Below are 20,107 nucleotides of genomic sequence, written 5' to 3' on the forward strand. Positions count from 1 at the left end.
TGCGCCCCTTATTTCTTGTGACGAATACGCGGGTTAACTACGCCATAGAGCACATCTACCAGCAAGTTAACTAAAATAATCATGATCGCGACCAGCAACACGCCACCCTGTACCACCGGGTAGTCACGCCGTTGCAGTGCATCCATCAACCAGCGGCCTAACCCCGGCCAGGAGAAGATGGTTTCCGTCAAGATCGCCCCCGCCAGCATAGTGCCGACCTGCAAGCCGATCACCGTCACCACGGGCAGCAAGGCATTGCGCAAGGCATGAACCACAATCACGCGCATCCGGCTCAGACCCTTGGCCCGCGCAGTGCGGATATAATCCTCGCCCAACACTTCTAGCATGGAGGAGCGGGTCATGCGCACGATGACCGCCAGCGGGATGGTGCCCAAGACGATGGCCGGTAGAATCATATGCATCACGGCATCTTTAAAATCACCCGGTTCGCCCCAGATAAAGGTGTCAATCAGCATAAAACCGGTGAGCGGCAGGCTGTCATCTAAGAACACCGTATCACTGACCCGCCCGGAGACCGGGGTGAGGTTCCATTGCACCGAAACCAGCATGATCAGCATGATGCCCCACCAGAAGATAGGCATCGAGTAGCCGGTGAGGGAGATCCCCACGGCGGTATGATCGAATATTGAACCGCGTTTGACTGCCGCCAGCACCCCGACCGGTATCCCTACGGCGATAGCAAACAGCATCGCGCAGATCCCCAGTTCCAGCGTAGCTTTAAAGCGTGGGACAAACTCTTCCCAGACGGCAATACGGCTTTTCAGCGAGATGCCGAGGTCGCCATGTAATACGCCATTCACATAATGGAAGTATTGTTGATAGAGAGGCTTGTCCAGCCCCATTTCTGCCATGATTTGAGCATGACGCTCGGCGGAGATACCGCGTTCCCCGGCCATGATGGTCACCGGGTCGCCCGGGATCATATGTACAAAAGCGAAGGTCAGCAAAGTAATGCCGATAAACGTTGGGATAACTAACCCCAAACGTCGGAGTATGAACTGCAACATATCCCGAACTCTCTGTGTAGAATGCCGGGCTGCTCGTGGGCAACCCCGCTTATATGGCTCACATCTGTATCTGTCTTAACCTAAATAAGAAACCGGTGAACATGCAGTTTGCACCTTCACCGGCCATCTAACAGGTTAAAATTAATCCAGGGACACGTTCTCGAAATGGTGTTTACCCAACGGATCGACAACATAACCTTTCACTTCTTTACGCACTGGCTCGTACACGGTTGAGTGAGCAATAATCAGCGCTGGCGCTTGATCGTGCATCACAACCTGAGCTTGTTTGTAAAGGGCGACGCGTTTGTCATGGTCAGACTCAGCACGGGCTGGTTGGATCACGTCTTCGAACGGCTTATAGCACCACTTGGAGTAGTTGGAACCTTGTTTGGCTGCATCACAGCTGAACAGGGTGGCGAAGAAGTTGTCTGGGTCCCCATTGTCCCCGGTCCAACCCATCATCACAGTCTCATGCTCGCCATCTTTAGCCCGCTTGAGGTATTCGCCCCACTCGTAGGTCACAATTTTGGCTTTCACGCCCACTTTCGCCCAGTCGGACTGAATCATCTCAGCCATACGACGAGCATTTGGGTTATAAGGGCGCTGAACTGGCATGGCCCACAGGTCGATGGCGAAACCATCAGGTAAGCCCGCTTCTTTCAACAGCTCTTTCGCTTTAGCTGGGTCGTAAGCGTAATCTTTCACCTCATCGTTGTAGCCCCACATAGTCGGTGGGATCAGGTTCTTAGCCGCTTGGCCTGCACCCTGATAAACCGCCTCGATAATCGCTTCTTTGTTAACCGCCATGGTCAATGCTTGGCGAACCTTCACGTTATCCAGTGGTTTTTTCTCAATATTGAAGGAGAGGTAACCGACGTTCAGGCCCGGTTGCTCCATCAAGCTGATGGTTTTGTCTTCTTTCATGCGAGCAATGTCAGCCGGGTTAGGGTATGGCATAACCTGACACTCATTTTTCTGCAATTTTGCATAGCGCACTGATGCATCTGGAGTAATAGAGAAGACCAGACGATCAATTTTCGGTTTAGTCCCCCAGTAGCCGTCAAAAGCTTTGTACAGGATACGGGAGTCTTTTTGATACTGCTGCAACTGGAACGGACCAGTACCGATTGGATTCAAATCGACTTTTTCTGGCGTACCCGCTTTCAGCATATTGTTGGCATATTCAGCAGACAGAATAGAAGCAAAGTCCATCGCCAAGTCAGCCAAGAATGGCGATTCTGGGCGGGCCAGTTCGAAGCGAACGGTGTTGTCGTCAACTTTCACGATATTGGTGATCAAATCACCCATGCCCATACCTTGGAAGTACTCATAGCTGCCGCCAGAGACTTTATGGTACGGATGTTTATCATCTTTCTGACGCATGAAGGAGTAGATCACATCATCAGCGTTGAAATCGCGAGTCGGCTTGAACTCTTTATTATCTTGCCACTTCACACCTTTACGCAGGTGGAAAGTGTAGGTCTTACCATCTTCACTCACTTCCCACTTCTCAGCCAGACCGGGTTCAATTTCGGTGGTGCCGAGTTTGAATTCAACCAGACGGTTGTAGATAGGAACGGAGCTGGCGTCATAGGTCGTGCCCGAAGTAAAGAGCTGCGGGTTGAAACCTTCCGGAGAACCCTCAGAACAATAAACTAATGTTTTCGCTTGTACACTGGCCGCCACGGTCAGTGCAATCAGCCCAATACCGAATTTCAGTATCCCTGTTTTTCCCAAGGAAATCGTCATCGCTTGTGCTCCATTATGGTGATGTGTGTTGTGTGTACGGCCAGACCCTATAATTTTTTAGCCCGTGGTCTGTACCGTTTTGCCCAATAGTCGCAGGGATGCGGGATTGAGGTATCGGATAAAACTTATCGCGATAGCAATTTTGGACGCGTGAAATCACCCAAACTGCACTCGATTACTCCCCCTGAACTTACCAATTTGGCAACAGTTGGTGGCAACGTCAATACGGTCTGAAAGGATTTATCAAGACAATGAGAAACAGCATGCAAACATAAAAAAAACTTCTTGTTAACATTCATAGCATGAAAATTTATGCTATTAGTGATAAGCCAGCGTGATTAACTAGGTAATTTCAATAAAGCAGTGGTAACACCCAAAGACAAACAGAAAAACTTTGTTGCTAAATGATGCTTATCCGTTCAGATTTTTTTGTGATTTCGACAGAAAACAGGAGGAAATGCTGTTGTGACAGCCGATAAGTGACGTGAACGTTGTCACACTCAGCCATAATCTGATACATCTTGCGTGCCGTTAAAAAAGCCAAATCAAGTTGCCGTGCTCGCCATCACCCAACAGGCAACCCAGCACTCAAGGGAGCGCGCCCTAATGACGCCCCAAAATGGGGCAGGCTAGCTTAAGGTATTAAAAATTCGTCCATCCACGATGAGAGGTGGTGAGTAAGGGTTTAATGGTTCGATTAACCTCAAGGCCACCATGTATCACCCCACTCGTATCCGTAACTTTTTTATACGACAAATCGACTTGCCCGAAGATGCTGACGATCTTTCCTTGGTTATTCTTTAAGTGGCCAGTATTAATGGCGATATTGCTAGAGGTAATAATTTTACCCATAAAATTATTAACGGCTTTTGACTTAATACTGATATTCGCCGGTCCAGAAGTTGAGTTTGATTTAATAACACCTTGTACATTCCCCACAGTATCAGCAGATTGCATAGAGATGTTGCCACTGTTAGAATAAATACCCCCCTCTTTATTGAAGATGTTACGCCCAACCAGTCTAATCGCAAATTTCTCTTTTGCATTGACATGAGAAGGTAGATCTTGCCGTTGAGATTTTATTTGCCCCCGCCGATTATCAATAAGACCCAGACCTTTTAATCTCACTCTATGACTCGATATTATCCCATCATTATTTCTAATGGCGAAACTGGATAAAATATTCACCACCACATCGGCATCAATAATGCCTTTATTTACCACGCTTCCCCCACTGGTTTTAATAAAAATTCTATCAGAGTACATTCTGCCAAATTGACCCACATCAACATTGACCGCTTTTCTATAATCGCTCGAAAAACCACCTATAGATCGAATAGCCACAGTTTCATCACTTTTAGCAAAGCCGACTGCATGCTTACCAATAATAGCGATAATATCGCGACTTCTAATTTCACCATTCACTTTTAATGAACTAGCAAAGAGATCTAAAAAGGTATAGGGATCATCATTATGCTTCAGTCCATTTTTTTCAATATGGATCACACCGCGATTCACATCATAGCCCAGTAACGTACCGGCGTGGACCACGGGCACTCCTGTGGTTAAGGTCACATGGCCTGTATTGCTGAAACGACAGCCATCACAAGTGATTCCCGATGGATTGACAATAATCACATGTGCCGTTCTCCCAGCAACACTCAGCAAGCCATATAACTGACTCGGCTGATTAGAGGTGACCTCATTTAAAATGACCCTTGCGGGTTTATCCGTTAAGTGAGGATTGCCTGTTGCTTCGGGATTATCAGCCAGCGTATTATTTAATATAAGCTCGTTGTGCCCTTTACCTATGGCATTATTAAATCGCTTATACTTATTATGTGACACTCCATTTTCATCCGGTGCAACAATATTGACAGTCGTAAATGTTCCCCCCTGACAATGCGCATTTTGCACGCTACACATTTTCTTTTTCTCAAGATGTGCTGTGACTTTGGGCTGTTGATTCAGGGGAGCCGTATCATCAACAATGATATCGGCATGTGAACAGGATATGCTGGCAAAGTAAATACAGCCCATAAGACTATAAAATAGTATTGTGGTAATATATCTGCCATGACATTTTACATTTACATTTGAATTAGCCATTCGCACTCTCTATTAAATAGAAATTGAATTTTAAATAATTATGCTTTTAAGCAGCCAAGACTAATATTGCCAAGAAACGGCAAAGCCAAAGACGAATGGATTAACCGATGATTGGGTCGGTTTGACAACAGGAGTACCAATATTAAGATCATAACTGAACGAGCTATAATTGCCACGCAGCCCCACGACAGCACCGGCCAAACGTTCACCTAACAGCAACGAAGGGCCTTTCTCTCTCACTTCACCATAATCCATACCAAAATAGAGTTGCTGGCCAATTATCGGGCTATTCCAGGAAACATCATTTTTAAAATACCACCCTCGCGGCCCCACCACCGCGCAGCTCTCATTAAAACCCCGCACCGAATTGCGGCCACCAATCGAAAATCTATCCAGCACGGTAATATCTGAATAGGTATATTGCTGACTGAGAGCAGACTGATGCTGGAAACGCTGCGCCCCCAGAGTAAAAGGGATATCCAGTGAGGCGGTGGTTGCCAGCAGCCTCGCCGGTGCCCTATCCATTTTACCGGGAATGGGTTGAGCACCAAGCCATGACGCCCCCTGCTGATAGCGCACACTCCCTTTGAAAGTGGCCCACGGCATATAATACACATGCTCAAATCCCAGTTGCCAATCTGTCGTCTTGAGGCGTTGGACGCCCAGCTCATTGTCAGCAAGAAAACTGACCGATTTGCGGATCAATGCCCCAACATAACCCGTTGTTTTATAATTATCGCCCCGCGAGAGTAGCCGCTGAAGCTGCACATCCAACATATTCCAACGGGAGCGATATTGAAATGAGCTATCTGCAAGTAATAGCGCTTGATATCGGTGCCCTTGACTTCCCGTCATACTCAATAACCAATTGCCATAGGGGACGGAGTAATGAAGCGCATAGTTACTATAGCCTTTGTCATATTGGTTATCGGCATCACGGTTAACCGAGAAATAGAGCAAATCACTGAGTGATAGCGGATTATCAAGAGAGAGCATGAGACCGGTACGATAGCGGCCAATATCATCTGATCCAGCATCATCAAAATAGGTATTCGCACGCCAAAAACGTGATTGTTGGCGGTTGACCATAATCAGGCTACTTAAATCCTCCTTATTTAGCTCAATATCCATAGAGGCACTGACCGAAGGCAAGCGTTGCAGATTCTCTAACCCTTGCTCAATATCACGCAAATTAACCAACTCGCCGGGCTGACTGGGAAAAAGGGTATTGAGATAAACATGACCGGCACTCTCTTTATCGTGCTTGATACCTTCAATCCGACCAGGGATGAGCTTCAGATAGAGTGTGCCGTCGTTATAATACTCATCGGCGAGAGCCACCCGTGAGGTAATGTAACCGTCCTCCACTAATTGCGACTGCAATTTAGCCAGCAGTGATAACAGGCCTTGCTCCCCCAAACAAAGCCCATACACATCCGACGCCAACTCTTTTAAATTGGCCGCATTAGGAAAAGCATACAGATGGCTTAACTCGATATTATTAATTGTTACGCAGACAGGTTGATCATCGGAAGAGGTGTTAGTTGGTGGTACTATTTCAGCAAAAACTTTAAACGGGGACATCACAATAGCCATCAAATAAAAGAGCAAACACCCCAGATTAAGATGGCGGCTTTCAATTTTCCTCAGTCTCTTCACTCTTTTTATTATGTTAGATATCATGGTAGCTGGCCCTATTCAAATTAGAATAAACATGCGATGACTGACCACAACAAAGCGGCAATAGGGTCAACCTCATCTATTTATTTCCATGAGTGATATTCACTTTATTTTATCCCTCAAATAATATGATGGATGTTTATTAAAGCGGTTCATTTTCTGCGAATAATAGATATCAATTAGCAGCTCTTCATCACAGAAAGTCAACAAGACGAGGGGAATATAAAATATTAGAAGAATACTTTATATTTATGGACAAGAATTAATAAGAACAAACAAGAGTAGCCATAAGATGAAAATACTACTTATTAATTAATAATAAATAAAAATAGACTCTTATTGCATAAATTTTCATGGGGTATAAATCCAATCGTCTCAGTGAAAACAAGCACGAAAAAAAACCCTGACATTGCTGTCAGGGTTCTTAAATTTGGTCGGCGAGAGAGGATTCGAACCTCCGACCCACTGGTCCCAAACCAGTTGCGCTACCAAGCTGCGCTACTCGCCGAATTGGGGCGCATCTTACTGCTACGGTTATAGAGCGTCAATCAATTTTTAAGAACCCGCTGGCAACTGTTGTTAATATCACCACCAGCGGTCAAAACAGCATCAATTTATGCTTAAATCAGGCTTCCGCTGGCTTGAGCTGTGGCGATTGCGCCCGCAGGAATGGCAGCAAGAAGAAAGCAGATAAGCAGGCGGCAACAGAAATCACCACAAAGAAACCATTCCAGTGCCAAATCTCCATCACGCGAGCAATAGGGTAGCCAGATAAAGCTGCACCTAAGTATGCGAATAACCCAACAAAGCCGGTGGCGGCACCGGCGGCATCTTTATGTGAGCACTCAGCCGCCGCCATACCAATCAACATCTGCGGGCCAAAAATAAAGAAGCCAATAGCGAAGAAGCAGCCCGCCTGCAAGACATAACTGACTCCTGGCATAATCCACAATGACGCCACAGAGAGGAAAATACCAATGGCGAAAATCAAGTTCATCGGCCCACGGTTACCACGGAACCACTTATCCGAACCCCAACCTGCCACCAACGAGCCAATAAACCCACCCACTTCAAATAATGAAATCGCGGAGTTGGCGGTCATCAAAGAGTAGCCTTTCTCTTGCGTTAAATAGAGATTGCCCCAGTCATTGATGGCAGTACGAACGATATAAACCAGCACATAGGAAACCGCCAGCAACCAGATATATTTATTGGTTAACACATAGCGTTTCACTATCTCTTTATTCGACAGCCCTTGCCCTTCTGACTCCTGCACCAGCTCCATGGCATCATTGCGCCACTTACCCACACTGGGCAGCCCCATGGTGCTTGGCTTATCGCGCAAGCGCCAACACATCAGTAAGCCAATCACCACACCGATAATACCGGGGATAATCATGCCGTAGCGCCAGCTAAAGTGCAGGGAGATAAAACCGACTAACAGTGGGATTAATGCCCCGCCAAAATTATGGGAGGTATTCCAAACCGCCCACCAACCTCCGCGCTCTGAGCGCGAATACCAACTGGTAAGAATCTTGGAACATGGCGGCCAACCCCAACCTTGGAAAAACGCATTTAAGATCCACAGCGAACCAAATACCAACAGTGACGAACTCATGCCAAACAGGATATTGATGATCCCGGTCATCACCAGCCCAATCCCCATAAAATAGCGCGGGTTTGAGCGGTCGCTGATCATCCCAGAGATAAATTTAGAGCAGCCGTAGGTGATATAAAACAGCGTGCCTAAGATCCCCACATCCGACATCGTGAGGCCCAGATCGCTGAGCATGGCAGGCATGATGAAGGTGAAGCTCTTACGGGTAAAATAAAATGCAGCGTAGCCGATATACATCGTCCACATTAATTGAATGCGCCAATATTTATACGAGGAATCAATTTGCGCTTGATTCGTGACTGGCGGTACGTTATCGCGGCTTTTGAGGAAAGACCACATGTTGAACCTCAGGATATTGTGACAAGTACCATCATCATGATGCGCGCACGCACGAAACCCATTAGCGAAATTCCCGCTGCATCCGAGAATATTTCCTAGTTTTCATTCGCTGGCAAAGAAACTGTGGGAAGGATCACATTTAAGCAGGTGCCCTGATCGACACTCAGACTAAAACTGCCCCCCAACGCGCTCACTCTAGACTGCATACCACGTAGCCCATAACCGGGTGTTAATGTGGCTAAATCGATGCCTTTTCCGTTATCGCGAATCGTCAGATATATTTTCTGGCTATCCTGTCGCGCATCAATCTCAATCCGGCTGGCGGCCCCATGACGATAGGCGTTGGTCACGCCCTCCTGACAGATGCGATATAGCGTGATTTTCAGCGTCTCATCTATCGGGTGATCATCCAGTTGCCAATTCAGTACCCCCACCACGGATTGGTCTTGCGGAATCAGCTCGCGCATCAGTGCTGCGACCGCCGCGGATAATGGCAAGTTATTCAACGCCGCAGGCCATAATTTGGCTAACACATCATGGACGCCATCATAGACCCGCAGTGCCAGCGTCTCTATCATCTCGGCACTGGTCAGCACTGGCGGTTCCGCCGTTAAGCGTTTGATAATACTGGCTTGGGTACGAATCACGGTCACGGTCTGCCCCACTTCATCGTGCAGCTCTCGCGCCACATCACGGCGGGCATGTTCTTCAGCCACCACTAATGCTTTAGCCAACTCACGATTTTCATTTAAGCGGAGTTGCAGTTGTTGGTTTAGCTCCCGCTGGCGCTGAATACCCGCTCCTAGCAATAAGCCGGTCAAACTCTGCGCCAGCAATGACAGTAGCAGGTCGCGATGGGAGTCCAATTGCGCTGGCGTATTGATCAGTAACACCACGCCATTGAGCAGTGTCGCCACCGCCCCCCCTTGCCAGCCATAGCGATAAGACATAAAGACAATCGGAATCGCCAGACAGAATGGCGCAAACAGATGTAGGTCCGTTTCGGTGACCTCATACTGCAACCAGATGCTCAGCGCGAAGAGCAGCAGATACCACATAATATGCTGCAAACGCAGATTAATCGGTTTATGAATCAGCCCCGGCTCTAGGGGCAACCAAATCTGTCGTGCAAAATAGTGCCATAATAACAAGCAGGTAGGTGCAATGGTAAAGCCTCCAACCAGCCCCAACAACAACGCCATGGCTCCCTGTTGACTGGCCATTTGCCACCCCAATGCCTGTATCAAGGCAGCAGCAAGAATCACCGCGCCTTGCATCAACGGCCATTGCCATTCACTGCTATTTTTCTGATGGCGCAACAGCCAAGGGGAAGCAAAAACGGCCAATAAGGTGGTCGCCAGCAAAAGGGGAATCGCGTACCACAACAGATCGACGTAGCCAAACTGATCCGTTAGCAGCCACCACAATAGTGCGTCACCCAGCAGAATACCCGGCCAATACTGACGTGGGCTTTGCAATAAAAGGCCCATACGCAGGCCAAAGGGGAATAACAGCAGGGCTTGTAAGGGCCGATCAACCAGTTGAGTCCCAATTGACCATAAACAGAAAGCCGCAGTGGTATAGATAAACAGCAGCGCGACTGACATGATCAAGCGCTGCATCATAGGTTCAGAACCTGCTTCGCCAGCTCCACATTATTGCTGACACCCAACTTGGAAAAGAGGTTAGCTCGATGGACATGGACGGTTTTGGGTGACAGGCCGAGTGACTCTGCAATCTCGCGCACTTCCATCCCCTGCGCCAGTAACACGGCAACTTCACGCTCACGGCGGGTCAAGGGATCGACAGCAATACGGGCCAATTGTTGGGCAATTTCGGGCATCAGATAGACGCCACCACTGCCGACGGTGCGGACGGCTGAAACCAGATCTTCCGGTTTACAACGTTTGGAGAGAAACCCCCGTGCGCCGCGCTCCAAAGCCATCTCGACCAGCGCTGGGCTGTCATGCATCGACAACATAATGACGGCCAGCCCTGACGGCAGAGACTGCAATAGATCTAGGCCGCTTTCATCCGGCATCGAGATATCACAAATACAGATGTTAGCCTGTAAACTGGGTAATCCGGCACGAGCCTGCTTTGCTGAGTTGAACTCCCCCACCACCTGAATATCCTCTTCCAGAGAGAGTAACTGGGCAAACCCTGAGCGCACAATGTCGTGATCATCAATAAAGACAACACGGTAAGTCATGGAGGCCTCCAGCCGATGAGAGATCGAGGCTGGAGTATACCGCAAGCTGAATCTATCGATGGAGATTGTCGTCAAAAATCAGGCCATAAGTAAATTATATCAATGCTAACGACTTAGATTATTGGCTGAGAAGGCTTCGCAGGAGCCTGACACCAGTTATTTTGCTCATTAATCCCCCCATCGGGTGAGGTGTAACCTAAGCAGCCCAAAATGGAATCAAACAGTTCAACATGGCGGTGAGTTTTGCCCACACGCTGCTCTTTTTGCAGTTGCTCAAAAGCAGCAAGATGCTCAGGTTGTGACAAAAATTTGTCTGAAGCCCACACCATCAATGGCACGCGGAATTGTTCCGGCGGTGCCATTTCGCGCGGGGTGCCATGGAAGTGAGAGTTGTCGTCAATGGACTCACCATGGTCAGAGGCATAGAACACCAGCGCTTTCTTATCGCGCATTTGGTCAATCACATTGGCGATAAATGAATCGGTGTACAACACACTGTTATCAAAAGAATTTATCAACTGTTGCTTGCTGCAAAAATCATCCACGCCCATACATTCTGGTTGATAGCGGGCATAGCTGCGGGGGTAGCGCTGGGAGTAAAGATAGTGCGAACCTTTGGTGTGCAGAATCACCAGATGTTTACCCTCGGGATAGCGCCCAAGTGACTCTTTCAACTCCTCGACCAGCAGCATGTCATCGACCGGCTTATCATCATTCCGTTTCTCCGAGGCGATCAACTCTCGGAACGAATAATTATCGGTATTCGCATTGTTGTAGAACCACATTTCGCTCTGCATGGCGAACAGTTCTGAGGTAAACCCCAATGATTTCATCACGGCGAACACATTTTGCTCTTTCAGTGTGCGCTGCGGATTATCTTCCGCGCCACCTTCGCGCACAAACATACAGCGCAGCGAGAGTTTGGTGGAGGTATCGCAGGAAGTGCCACGGAAAGCGACCAGATTCTTCTCTTTACTTAAACGCGGGGTGGTATCACGTGAATACCCCAGCAGCCCCATATGATCCCAACGGGTGGTTTCGCCAATGATAAACACCACATAGGTCTCATCAATACCGGCGGGCGCGACATAAGTATGATGCTCAGCCGGGTTGTAGAGTGTCACCGCATCATATTTTTCATTGTATTGCGTATATGCGTATAAACCCAATGCCGCCAACCAGTTAGAGGGCAGATAGGAGTGGGCAACCACCCCACCATAGCTCGGCAAATCCACGGTTCTCAACTGCTCATTGGTCGTTTGCACATTATCCAGATAACGAAGCGGCAACCAAACCAGCGCGACCGCCGCCATCATCAATAAAATAGGTTTAATGCGCTGACCGGGGGTTTTAAATTGCTCAAGCAGGGTTAGTCGTAGGGAGTTTTTCCAGATAAGGATCAGCGGCAAAGCACTGACCAGCACCATCCAGATCACAAAATGTAGCCCGATAACTTCTTTCGACAGATCGGTATCCGTGGTTAATACTGAAATCACGATGCCATAACCAATCACTACATTGAAAAAAGTCATGTAATAGCTGGCAGCAACAGAAATAAGCACTAATAAGCTCGCGACCACACGATAAAACCATCGGCCACCGAGTGATATCACCCGCATAACAAAGAAGGTAAAGAGAATAATAGCCATCACTTCGATGATAGCGGTCAATACTTTTATGCCTTGGATACCTTGGCTGAAGGAGTCAAAACGACGATAAAAGACAGAAATATTCAGGAAAATTCCAATATAAACAGCCAACAACAAAGAAATACTTTGCTGTGATAAAGATTTCACTCTGTCCATAAAACGCCAGGTCTCCAAAGACACTATTTGCAGCTTGAATCAATCAGACAGTGAACCCCCTTTCAGGTTCAGTGTGATATCAATAAGCGGACTATTGATTTTTGAACTGAGAATTATCTTAGCGGCTATTAATGAACCAGTCCGCGAGCTAACGCAAACTCTTAGTCGCCTATCTAGGCGTAACTGTGCATAAATAGTACAAAAAATGCGCTGGAGGGAGTTAAATGGCACAGCCCACCGAGATTTCCCGTGGGCTTTGGAGGCAGGTATTGGCTTATTTGATATTCAACGTGACATCAATATTGCCACGAGTGGCATTGGAGTAAGGGCAGACAACATGCGCTTTTTTCACTAAATCTTCAGCAACACTGCGCTCAATCCCCGGCAAACTAATATCCAGTTGCACTTCAATGCCAAAGCCAGTAGGAATGGCACCAATACCGACAGTGCCCTCGATGCTGGCATCGTCAGGGATCTTGACCTTCTCTTTTGATGCCACGAATTTCAGTGCGCCGAGGAAGCAAGCAGAGTAACCCGCAGCAAACAATTGCTCAGGGTTAGTCACCGCGCCACCCGCGCCGCCCATCTCTTTTGGCACACCTAATTTCACATCCAAAACACCATCAGAGGATGTTGCTCGTCCGTCACGACCACCAGTGGCTTTAGCTTTGGCACGGTATACGACTTTTTCGATCGACATAGTGTTTTCCTTTCAGGGTCAATAAATATGAAGAATGAGTTCGGCTTGAAAGTATGGCACTCATTATGAAAAAGCCCCCAATTTTGGGGGCTTCAACAGCAATCTTACTGAGCGGGTGTCTCTATTTTGTCGTCTATCCGCTGCAACATATACGGATAGAAGGGGTTGGATGAAATACGCATCAATGAATCCAATCCGACCACCAGCACAGCACGTTCACCACGCGCGGCAAATGTCCCCAAGCTGATACCATATTGGTCACGCGGATCAGGGTAGCGACCATACAGCGAGTCACTCATTGGGAATGGCAATGCGACGTGAGACAACGAGAAGATATCCGGCGGATATTCCAAGCCCGTTGGCACTGAAGTCTCGTTGGTTTGGCCTGCCAGTGTAGTTATCGCCACTGTTTCATTACTTTGCGGAGAAACGTTGGTAATCACCGTCGCACTGTAATTACGCGGCGGTGGCGGCAATAAACGAGCCAGTGCGGTATAAGAAGATGTTCTCAGTAACGGGCCGAAGCTGGCTGCGCGGTTCAAATCAAACAGCACCACTTCGCTGCCATTTTTCGGCAAGTGATTGTAGAGTGCCGTAACAACTGCACGGGTACTGACCGTGGAGTCCATTAATGACTGGAAAGTCAGAATAGGCGGTAGCTCATCCATCTTATTGTTTCTGGCATCACGTGCAATTTGCTGCTGCAACACAGAAGTGAGCAAATAGGACTGACGCGCAGCATTGACCGGGAACGAGTTGTATTTGAAAGGATTAAACTCAGGCACGATCCCTAACCAGGCTGCTTTAGCAAAAGCTGGGAAGATAGCAGGCCAACCGGCAACACCCGCAAAACGCGCAAAGCTAGTCACACCAATCATTGGGGAGATCAATATCACCCGCGCAGGTTTCGCCAGTGCCGGATCATCCATCGAGTCCAGCGTGTATTTCATTGCCAGCGCACCGCCATTGGAGAAGCCAACAACATGCAATGGCAAATCTGGGCCGCTAAGCGCTTTCGCTTCACGGACTGCCAGACGCGTTGCGGCTAACCAGTCCTGCCATTCAACATCGGTCAGAGCAGCAGGGACAGATCCGTGGGCGGGCAAACGGATACCAATAGCAACATAGCCACGCTGACGATAATTTTCAGCGATATGGCGCAAGCTGTAAGGGGTATCGGTCAAACCATGCAGTAATACGACAGCCCCTTTAGGTTTCCCATCAGGTTGCAGAATATAAGAACGATTCCAGTCGTTTTTAAAATGTGGCGGGTAGATCGAACTGCCAGAATAATAGCGATTAAGTGGAACCTCAGTTCTTGGTTCCAATTTTTCGGTCACATTTATCCTAACTTCATCGAAAATATTATTTTCCGCTTTTATGTAATCCGCCCAACTGGCTTTATCAATCTCAGCCGCGCGCATTTCATGGGGAACAAAAGTGTGCCAAAGCTCTAGCTTCGGACCCCGTTGTGTATCGTAAATTCGTATTGCCAGTATGGTAACGGACATTACCACCAAGACCAGCACGATCCGTTTAATCCACCGCTTAATGGCTATGCTAAGCATGGGCCGCTACTCCGTAGGTCTATCATTTTTCACAATTGAGGTCAGTTTATCACCATCTGGCCACGCCGCTACTTTAAACGCAAAATATTCTCTTGGTATAGAGTGCGATATAAATAAATCAGCTTGCCGTTATTGCTGTCAAATGAATCTCGATAAACAGCTTAATTATCCGATATCTCTTGAATTCCACGGTGGCATTAAATATGCCCGTGGAATTAAAAATATCTGGTTTAATCTTATGCTGGTGCAATATCGAGTTAATCCTGCTGCCCCATCAATTAATGATCTAGGTTGCCATTAGGTTTTTTGATATTAGGCCCACGGTGGGGGTTAATATGTGCAAGGCTCGCGGCTCATTTTTAACAGTATAAATTTGGCCGCTGAATGACTTGCCAGCGGCCCAGCATTACCCACTGCGATGCCTAGCGGCTTTCTACCTGCGCTTGGGGGGAAGGCGCTGGCGACTTACGCAACCAAACCCACCAAGCAAGAGTCATCAAAGCAACCCACGCTAAACCAACATACATGGCAATGCGGGTATCAGGGAAATACCCCAGAACCGCAATAATGAAAGCCATAAAAATAATGGTCAGAATAGGTGCCAGCGGCCAAAACGGCACAGGGAAGGCCAGCTTGGCGACATTTTCCTTGCTCATCGAACGGCGCATCGCCACTTGTGATATCAAAATCATCAACCACACCCAAACCGTGGCGAAGGTCGCAATAGAGGCAATAATCAGGAACACATTTTTTGGAATCAGATAGTTCAACACCACGCCACAAAGCAGCGCAATGGCCATCACCAAAATGGTCATCCAAGGCACACCATTGCGAGTCAGGCGGCTAAAGCACTTAGGTGCCAACCCCTCTTGCGCCATGCCATACATCATGCGGCCAGCACCATAAATATCACTGTTAATCGCCGAAATAGCGGCGGTGATCACCACCAGATTGAGGATATTCGCGGCAGAGCTGATGCCTAGGCTACTGAAAATCTCGACAAAAGGACTGCCATTTTGCCCAATGCTGTTCCACGGATAGATCGCCATCAGAACAAACAGTGTCAATACATAGAACAGCAGAATGCGCACCGGCACGGTATTAATGGCGCGGGGTAATACTTTTTCCGGGTTTTTCGCCTCACTGGCCGTCACTCCAATAATTTCGATACCACCAAAAGCAAACATCACTACGGCAAATGAGGCAATCACCCCCGTGATACCATTCGGCATAAACCCTTGGTGAGACCATAAGTTACTGACGCCAGTGCTCTCATGTCCCGCGCCAAGACCAAACATCATAATACCCAAACCCGCAGCAATCATGGCAATAATCGCCGTCACTTTGAGCAGGGATAACCAAAACTCCATCTCACCAAAAACTTTGACTGAGCAGAGATTTAGCGCACCAATAAAGAAAATAATACTCAGCACCCAAACCCACTGCGGGGCATCGGGGAACCACAGCCCCATATAGATACCGAATGCGGTGACATCAGCCAGCGCCACAATAATCATCTCAAAGGTGTAGGTCCATCCGGTCAGAAAACCCGCCAGTGGCCCCAGATAACGGCTGGCATAGTGCCCAAACGAACCGGCAACCGGATCATGCACCGCCATTTCACCCAGTGCGCGCATCACCATAAACACGGCAGCACCGCCAATAAGGTAAGCAAGCAAAACTGCTGGCCCCGCCAACCGAATAGCCTCGGCGGAACCATAAAATAAGCCCGTACCAATGGCGGAACCTAACGCCATAAACCGGATATGTCGCGCACTGAGGCCGCGTTTCAGCGTGGATGAATCATTCTTCATGGTACATTCTCGCAAGATTTATGCCCTTTCAGGCAGGGGTTCAGAGAGGGTGATCCCGCTAACCGGGATCACCTATAGACAAATTTATGACTGCTTTTTATTGATTAGAGGCTGGGTAGAAGATGCGGTGGCATCAGCTCATTCATATGACGCTGTGCAATGAGCTGGCTCGCGGCTTCAATATCGGGGGCAAAGAAACGATCTTTTTCGTAGTAGGCCACATGCTGGCGCAATAGCTGACGTGCAGGTTCAAGCGCCTCTGACGTCTTCAAACCTTTACGCAAATCTAGCCCCTGACACGAAGCCAGCCACTCGACGGCCAAAATACCGCGTACGTTTTCGGCCATTTCCCACAAGCGCTTACCTGCACGTGGAGCCATAGAGACATGATCTTCCTGATTCGCCGAGGTGGGAATACTGTCGACACTCGAAGGGAATGCCAGACCTTTATTCTCACTGGTGAGGGCCGCAGCCGTCACTTGCGCAATCATAAAGCCAGAGTTAACACCGCCGTTCTCCACCAAAAATGGCGGTAACTGCGACATATGTTTATCCATGAGTAACGAAATACGGCGCTCTGATAATGAACCGATTTCCGCCAGTGCCAGCGCCAAATTATCTGCCGCCATGGCGACCGGTTCAGCATGGAAGTTGCCGCCGGATAGCACATCGCCTTGATCAGCAAATACCAGTGGGTTGTCCGATACCGCATTAGATTCGATAGCTAACACTTCTGCGGCCTGACGCATCTGCGTCAGACAAGCGCCCATCACCTGCGGCTGACAACGCAGAGAGTACGGGTCTTGTACTTTGTCACAATTGCGGTGTGACTCTGACACTTCGCTACGATCACCTAACAAATGGCGGTAAGTGCTGGCAGCATCAATTTGCCCTCGCTGGCCGCGTACCGCATGGATACGCGCATCAAATGGGTTGCGAGAGCCTAATGCCGCTTCAACCGTTAAGCTGCCAAAAACAGAAGCCGCAGCATAGAGATCTTCCGCTTCGAATAAACCGCGTAGGGCATAAGCGGTAGAAACCTGAGTACCATTAAGGAGTGCCAGCCCCTCTTTGGCGGCCAGTGTCAGTGGTTGCAAACCCGCTTTGGTCAACGCGGTGCGCGCATCCAGCCACTCCCCTTGATAACGAGCCTTGCCTTCACCCAATAACAGCAAACTCATGTGAGCCAAAGGTGCCAGATCGCCAGAGGCACCGACAGAGCCTTTTAGCGGAATATGAGGGTAGACTTCTGCATTAACTAACGTGATCAGTGCCTGAATAACCTCCAGTCGAATACCCGAAAAACCACGGGCTAGACTGTTGATTTTCAGCACCATAATCAGGCGTACAATAGCGTCGTCATTGGGTTCGCCGACTCCCGCTGCATGGGAAAGGACAATCGAACGCTGTAGATTTTCCAGATCTTCCGTGGCAATACGGGTGGATGCCAACAGGCCGAACCCGGTATTGATACCATAAGCCGTGCGCTTCTCTGCCAATATCGCTTGCACACAATCCACACTTTGTTGAATGGAGGCATTAGCACTATCATCCAGCGTGATATGTACCGGATGCAGATAGATATGCCGCAAATCAGCCAACGTCATCTGGCCTGGGCGCAGTGTCATTGTTTCCATGGTTGTTTTGATGTTTGTTTTCATGACGGTTTCCCCTGAGTCGCGGCAACCATTGGCAGATTCAACCCCTGCTCTTGTGCACATTGAATGGCGATGTCATAACCCGCATCGGCATGACGCATCACGCCCGTCGCGGGATCATTATGTAATACTCGGGCGATACGTTCGGCGGCTTCGTCACTGCCATCACAAACCACCACCATGCCAGAATGCTGAGAGAAACCCATTCCCACACCACCACCATGATGCAACGACACCCAAGTCGCGCCGCTGGCGGTGTTCAGCAATGCATTGAGCAACGGCCAGTCAGAGACTGCATCAGAGCCATCTTGCATGGCTTCAGTTTCGCGGTTGGGGCTGGAGACTGATCCGGAGTCGAGATGGTCGCGGCCAATCACAATCGGAGCTGACAGTTCACCACTGCGCACCATTTCGTTAAAAGCTAAGCCTAATTTGGCGCGCTGACCCAGACCGACCCAGCAAATACGCGCCGGTAGCCCTTGGAAATTAATGCGCTCGCGAGCCATATCCAGCCAGTGGTGCAGGTGCTCATCATCAGGGATGAGTTCTTTAACCTTAGCATCGGTCTTATAAATATCTTCGGCGTTACCAGAGAGTGCAACCCAGCGGAACGGACCGATACCACGGCAGAATAGTGGCCGAATATAAGCAGGAACAAAGCCAGGGAAATCAAAAGCATGGGTAACACCCATATCTTGTGCCATCTGGCGAATATTATTGCCGTAATCAAAGGTTGGGATACCCATATTGTGGAAGGCCAGCATCGCTTCGACATGTTCTGCCATCGAAGCCTTAGCCGCATTCACTACCAGCACTGGCTCACTTTGGGCGCGTTGACGATACTCTTCCCAGCTCCAGCCTCTCGGCAGATAACCGTTTAACGGATCATGCGCACTGGTTTGGTCGGTCACCATATCCGGGCGAACACCACGGCGGACCAATTCAGGTAAAATTTCAGCCGCATTACCACACAAGGCGATTGAAACAGCCTCACCCGCAGCGGTGTATTTTTTGATTCGCGCTAACGCATCATCCAAATCTGTGGCTTGCTCATCCACATAACGAGTTTTTAGCCGAAAATCGATGCGGCTCTGTTGGCACTCAATATTCAGTGAACAGGCACCGGCTAAGGTTGCCGCCAGCGGTTGCGCACCGCCCATGCCACCTAGCCCCGCCGTTAATACCCAACGCCCTTTCAGGCTACCGCCAAAATGCTGCCGCCCCGCCTCGACGAAAGTTTCATAGGTGCCCTGCACAATGCCTTGGCTGCCAATATAGATCCAACTGCCCGCAGTCATCTGGCCGTACATGGCCAATCCTTTAGCGTCCAGTTCGTTAAAATGTTCCCAGTTAGCCCAATGAGGGACCAGATTTGAATTGGCAATCAGCACCCTCGGCGCATTGCTGTGGGTTTTGAATACACCCACCGGCTTACCAGACTGAATCAGTAAAGTCTCATCATCATTTAGATTCGTCAGGCTTTCTACAATTTGGTCGTAGCACTCCCAATTACGGGCTGCACGACCAATACCGCCGTAAACCACTAACTCTTTTGGATTCTCAGCCACTTCAGGATCAAGATTGTTCATTAACATGCGCAGTGGGGCTTCGGTCAGCCAACTTTTGGCGGTTAGTTTTGTACCACGTGCGGCTCGAATCTCATTATCACGGAATCTGTTTTGGGCAGTCACGGCAATTTCCTTCAACCAGTTTTTCAGGTATCGACGACATTACTTCTCTTGAGCATTTATTAACATATACTCGTATAGACAAGTACAATCAAGTTCAGGAAAAACTGCAATACGCCATCAAATCCACAAAAAAAAA

13 protein-coding genes and 1 tRNA gene are annotated in these 20,107 nt (G+C 48.6%); all 14 read right to left on the bottom strand.

What is annotated here, in order from left to right:
• Window positions 1-8: 8 nt before the first annotated feature.
• Window positions 9-1,028, bottom strand: coding sequence for a dipeptide ABC transporter permease DppB (dppB, locus tag HRD69_RS05050; protein WP_032814686.1), 1,020 nt, complete (start codon window positions 1,026-1,028; stop codon window positions 9-11).
• A gap of 141 nt (window positions 1,029-1,169) precedes the next feature.
• Window positions 1,170-2,777 (bottom strand): dipeptide ABC transporter periplasmic-binding protein DppA, encoded by a 1,608-nt coding sequence (dppA, locus tag HRD69_RS05055; protein WP_004875524.1) that lies wholly within the window; start codon window positions 2,775-2,777, stop codon window positions 1,170-1,172.
• A gap of 642 nt (window positions 2,778-3,419) precedes the next feature.
• Window positions 3,420-4,886 carry a two-partner secretion domain-containing protein gene (locus HRD69_RS05060; protein WP_152412096.1) on the bottom strand — a complete coding sequence of 489 codons (1,467 nt, stop codon included), beginning with the start codon at window positions 4,884-4,886 and terminating at the stop codon, window positions 3,420-3,422.
• 60 nt (window positions 4,887-4,946) lie between these two features.
• A complete protein-coding gene (locus HRD69_RS05065; protein WP_244262996.1) occupies window positions 4,947-6,470 on the bottom strand; it encodes a ShlB/FhaC/HecB family hemolysin secretion/activation protein in 1,524 nt (507 codons plus the stop codon).
• A gap of 527 nt (window positions 6,471-6,997) precedes the next feature.
• Window positions 6,998-7,074 (bottom strand) — tRNA-Pro (locus HRD69_RS05070).
• Window positions 7,075-7,191: 117 nt separating this feature from the next.
• Window positions 7,192-8,523 (bottom strand): MFS transporter, encoded by a 1,332-nt coding sequence (uhpC, locus tag HRD69_RS05075; protein ID WP_004875520.1) that lies wholly within the window; start codon window positions 8,521-8,523, stop codon window positions 7,192-7,194.
• A gap of 95 nt (window positions 8,524-8,618) precedes the next feature.
• On the bottom strand, window positions 8,619-10,148 hold the full coding sequence (uhpB, locus tag HRD69_RS05080) for a signal transduction histidine-protein kinase/phosphatase UhpB (protein ID WP_032814684.1): 1,530 nt from the start codon (window positions 10,146-10,148) through the stop codon (window positions 8,619-8,621).
• Window positions 10,145-10,735, bottom strand: a complete 591-nt coding sequence (gene uhpA, locus HRD69_RS05085) for a response regulator transcription factor UhpA (RefSeq protein ID WP_032814683.1) — start codon at window positions 10,733-10,735, stop codon at window positions 10,145-10,147. Before uhpA ends, uhpB begins: the two co-directional genes overlap by 4 nt.
• A gap of 113 nt (window positions 10,736-10,848) precedes the next feature.
• Window positions 10,849-12,540: a kdo(2)-lipid A phosphoethanolamine 7''-transferase gene (gene eptB, locus HRD69_RS05090; RefSeq protein WP_032814682.1), complete on the bottom strand. Its 1,692-nt coding sequence runs from the start codon at window positions 12,538-12,540 to the stop codon at window positions 10,849-10,851.
• A 274-nt stretch (window positions 12,541-12,814) separates the two neighbouring features.
• Window positions 12,815-13,240: an organic hydroperoxide resistance protein gene (locus tag HRD69_RS05095; RefSeq protein ID WP_004875517.1), complete on the bottom strand. Its 426-nt coding sequence runs from the start codon at window positions 13,238-13,240 to the stop codon at window positions 12,815-12,817.
• 104 nt (window positions 13,241-13,344) lie between these two features.
• The gene (locus tag HRD69_RS05100; RefSeq protein ID WP_032814681.1) at window positions 13,345-14,808 is read right to left on the bottom strand and encodes an alpha/beta hydrolase; all 1,464 of its coding nucleotides are present in this window, start codon (window positions 14,806-14,808) and stop codon (window positions 13,345-13,347) included.
• 422 nt (window positions 14,809-15,230) lie between these two features.
• Entirely contained in the window at window positions 15,231-16,622 is a 1,392-nt protein-coding gene (locus tag HRD69_RS05105; protein ID WP_004875514.1) for an amino acid permease, read from the bottom strand.
• A gap of 104 nt (window positions 16,623-16,726) precedes the next feature.
• Complete coding sequence (gene hutH, locus HRD69_RS05110; protein ID WP_004875513.1) at window positions 16,727-18,259, bottom strand: histidine ammonia-lyase; 1,533 nt, start codon at window positions 18,257-18,259, stop codon at window positions 16,727-16,729.
• A gap of 20 nt (window positions 18,260-18,279) precedes the next feature.
• Window positions 18,280-19,971 (bottom strand): urocanate hydratase, encoded by a 1,692-nt coding sequence (hutU, locus tag HRD69_RS05115; RefSeq protein WP_032814679.1) that lies wholly within the window; start codon window positions 19,969-19,971, stop codon window positions 18,280-18,282.
• Window positions 19,972-20,107: the final 136 nt, after the last annotated feature.

Source organism: Yersinia mollaretii ATCC 43969 (assembly GCF_013282725.1).
GTDB classification, from domain to species: domain Bacteria; phylum Pseudomonadota; class Gammaproteobacteria; order Enterobacterales; family Enterobacteriaceae; genus Yersinia; species Yersinia mollaretii.

What these genes read in the sequence shown, in the direction of transcription:
- dppB (WP_032814686.1), bottom strand. Translation starts at nt 1,028, where the DNA reads ATGTTGCAGTTCATACTCCGACGTTTGGGGTTAGTTATCCCAACGTTT.
- uhpA (WP_032814683.1), bottom strand. Translation starts at nt 10,735, where the DNA reads ATGACTTACCGTGTTGTCTTTATTGATGATCACGACATTGTGCGCTCA.
- hutH (WP_004875513.1), bottom strand. Translation starts at nt 18,259, where the DNA reads ATGGAAACAATGACACTGCGCCCAGGCCAGATGACGTTGGCTGATTTG.
- uhpB (WP_032814684.1), bottom strand. Translation starts at nt 10,148, where the DNA reads ATGATGCAGCGCTTGATCATGTCAGTCGCGCTGCTGTTTATCTATACC.
- eptB (WP_032814682.1), bottom strand. Translation starts at nt 12,540, where the DNA reads ATGGACAGAGTGAAATCTTTATCACAGCAAAGTATTTCTTTGTTGTTG.
- HRD69_RS05065 (WP_244262996.1), bottom strand. Translation starts at nt 6,470, where the DNA reads ATGTCCCCGTTTAAAGTTTTTGCTGAAATAGTACCACCAACTAACACC.
- dppA (WP_004875524.1), bottom strand. Translation starts at nt 2,777, where the DNA reads ATGACGATTTCCTTGGGAAAAACAGGGATACTGAAATTCGGTATTGGG.
- uhpC (WP_004875520.1), bottom strand. Translation starts at nt 8,523, where the DNA reads ATGTGGTCTTTCCTCAAAAGCCGCGATAACGTACCGCCAGTCACGAAT.
- HRD69_RS05100 (WP_032814681.1), bottom strand. Translation starts at nt 14,808, where the DNA reads ATGCTTAGCATAGCCATTAAGCGGTGGATTAAACGGATCGTGCTGGTC.
- HRD69_RS05095 (WP_004875517.1), bottom strand. Translation starts at nt 13,240, where the DNA reads ATGTCGATCGAAAAAGTCGTATACCGTGCCAAAGCTAAAGCCACTGGT.
- HRD69_RS05060 (WP_152412096.1), bottom strand. Translation starts at nt 4,886, where the DNA reads ATGGCTAATTCAAATGTAAATGTAAAATGTCATGGCAGATATATTACC.
- HRD69_RS05105 (WP_004875514.1), bottom strand. Translation starts at nt 16,622, where the DNA reads ATGAAGAATGATTCATCCACGCTGAAACGCGGCCTCAGTGCGCGACAT.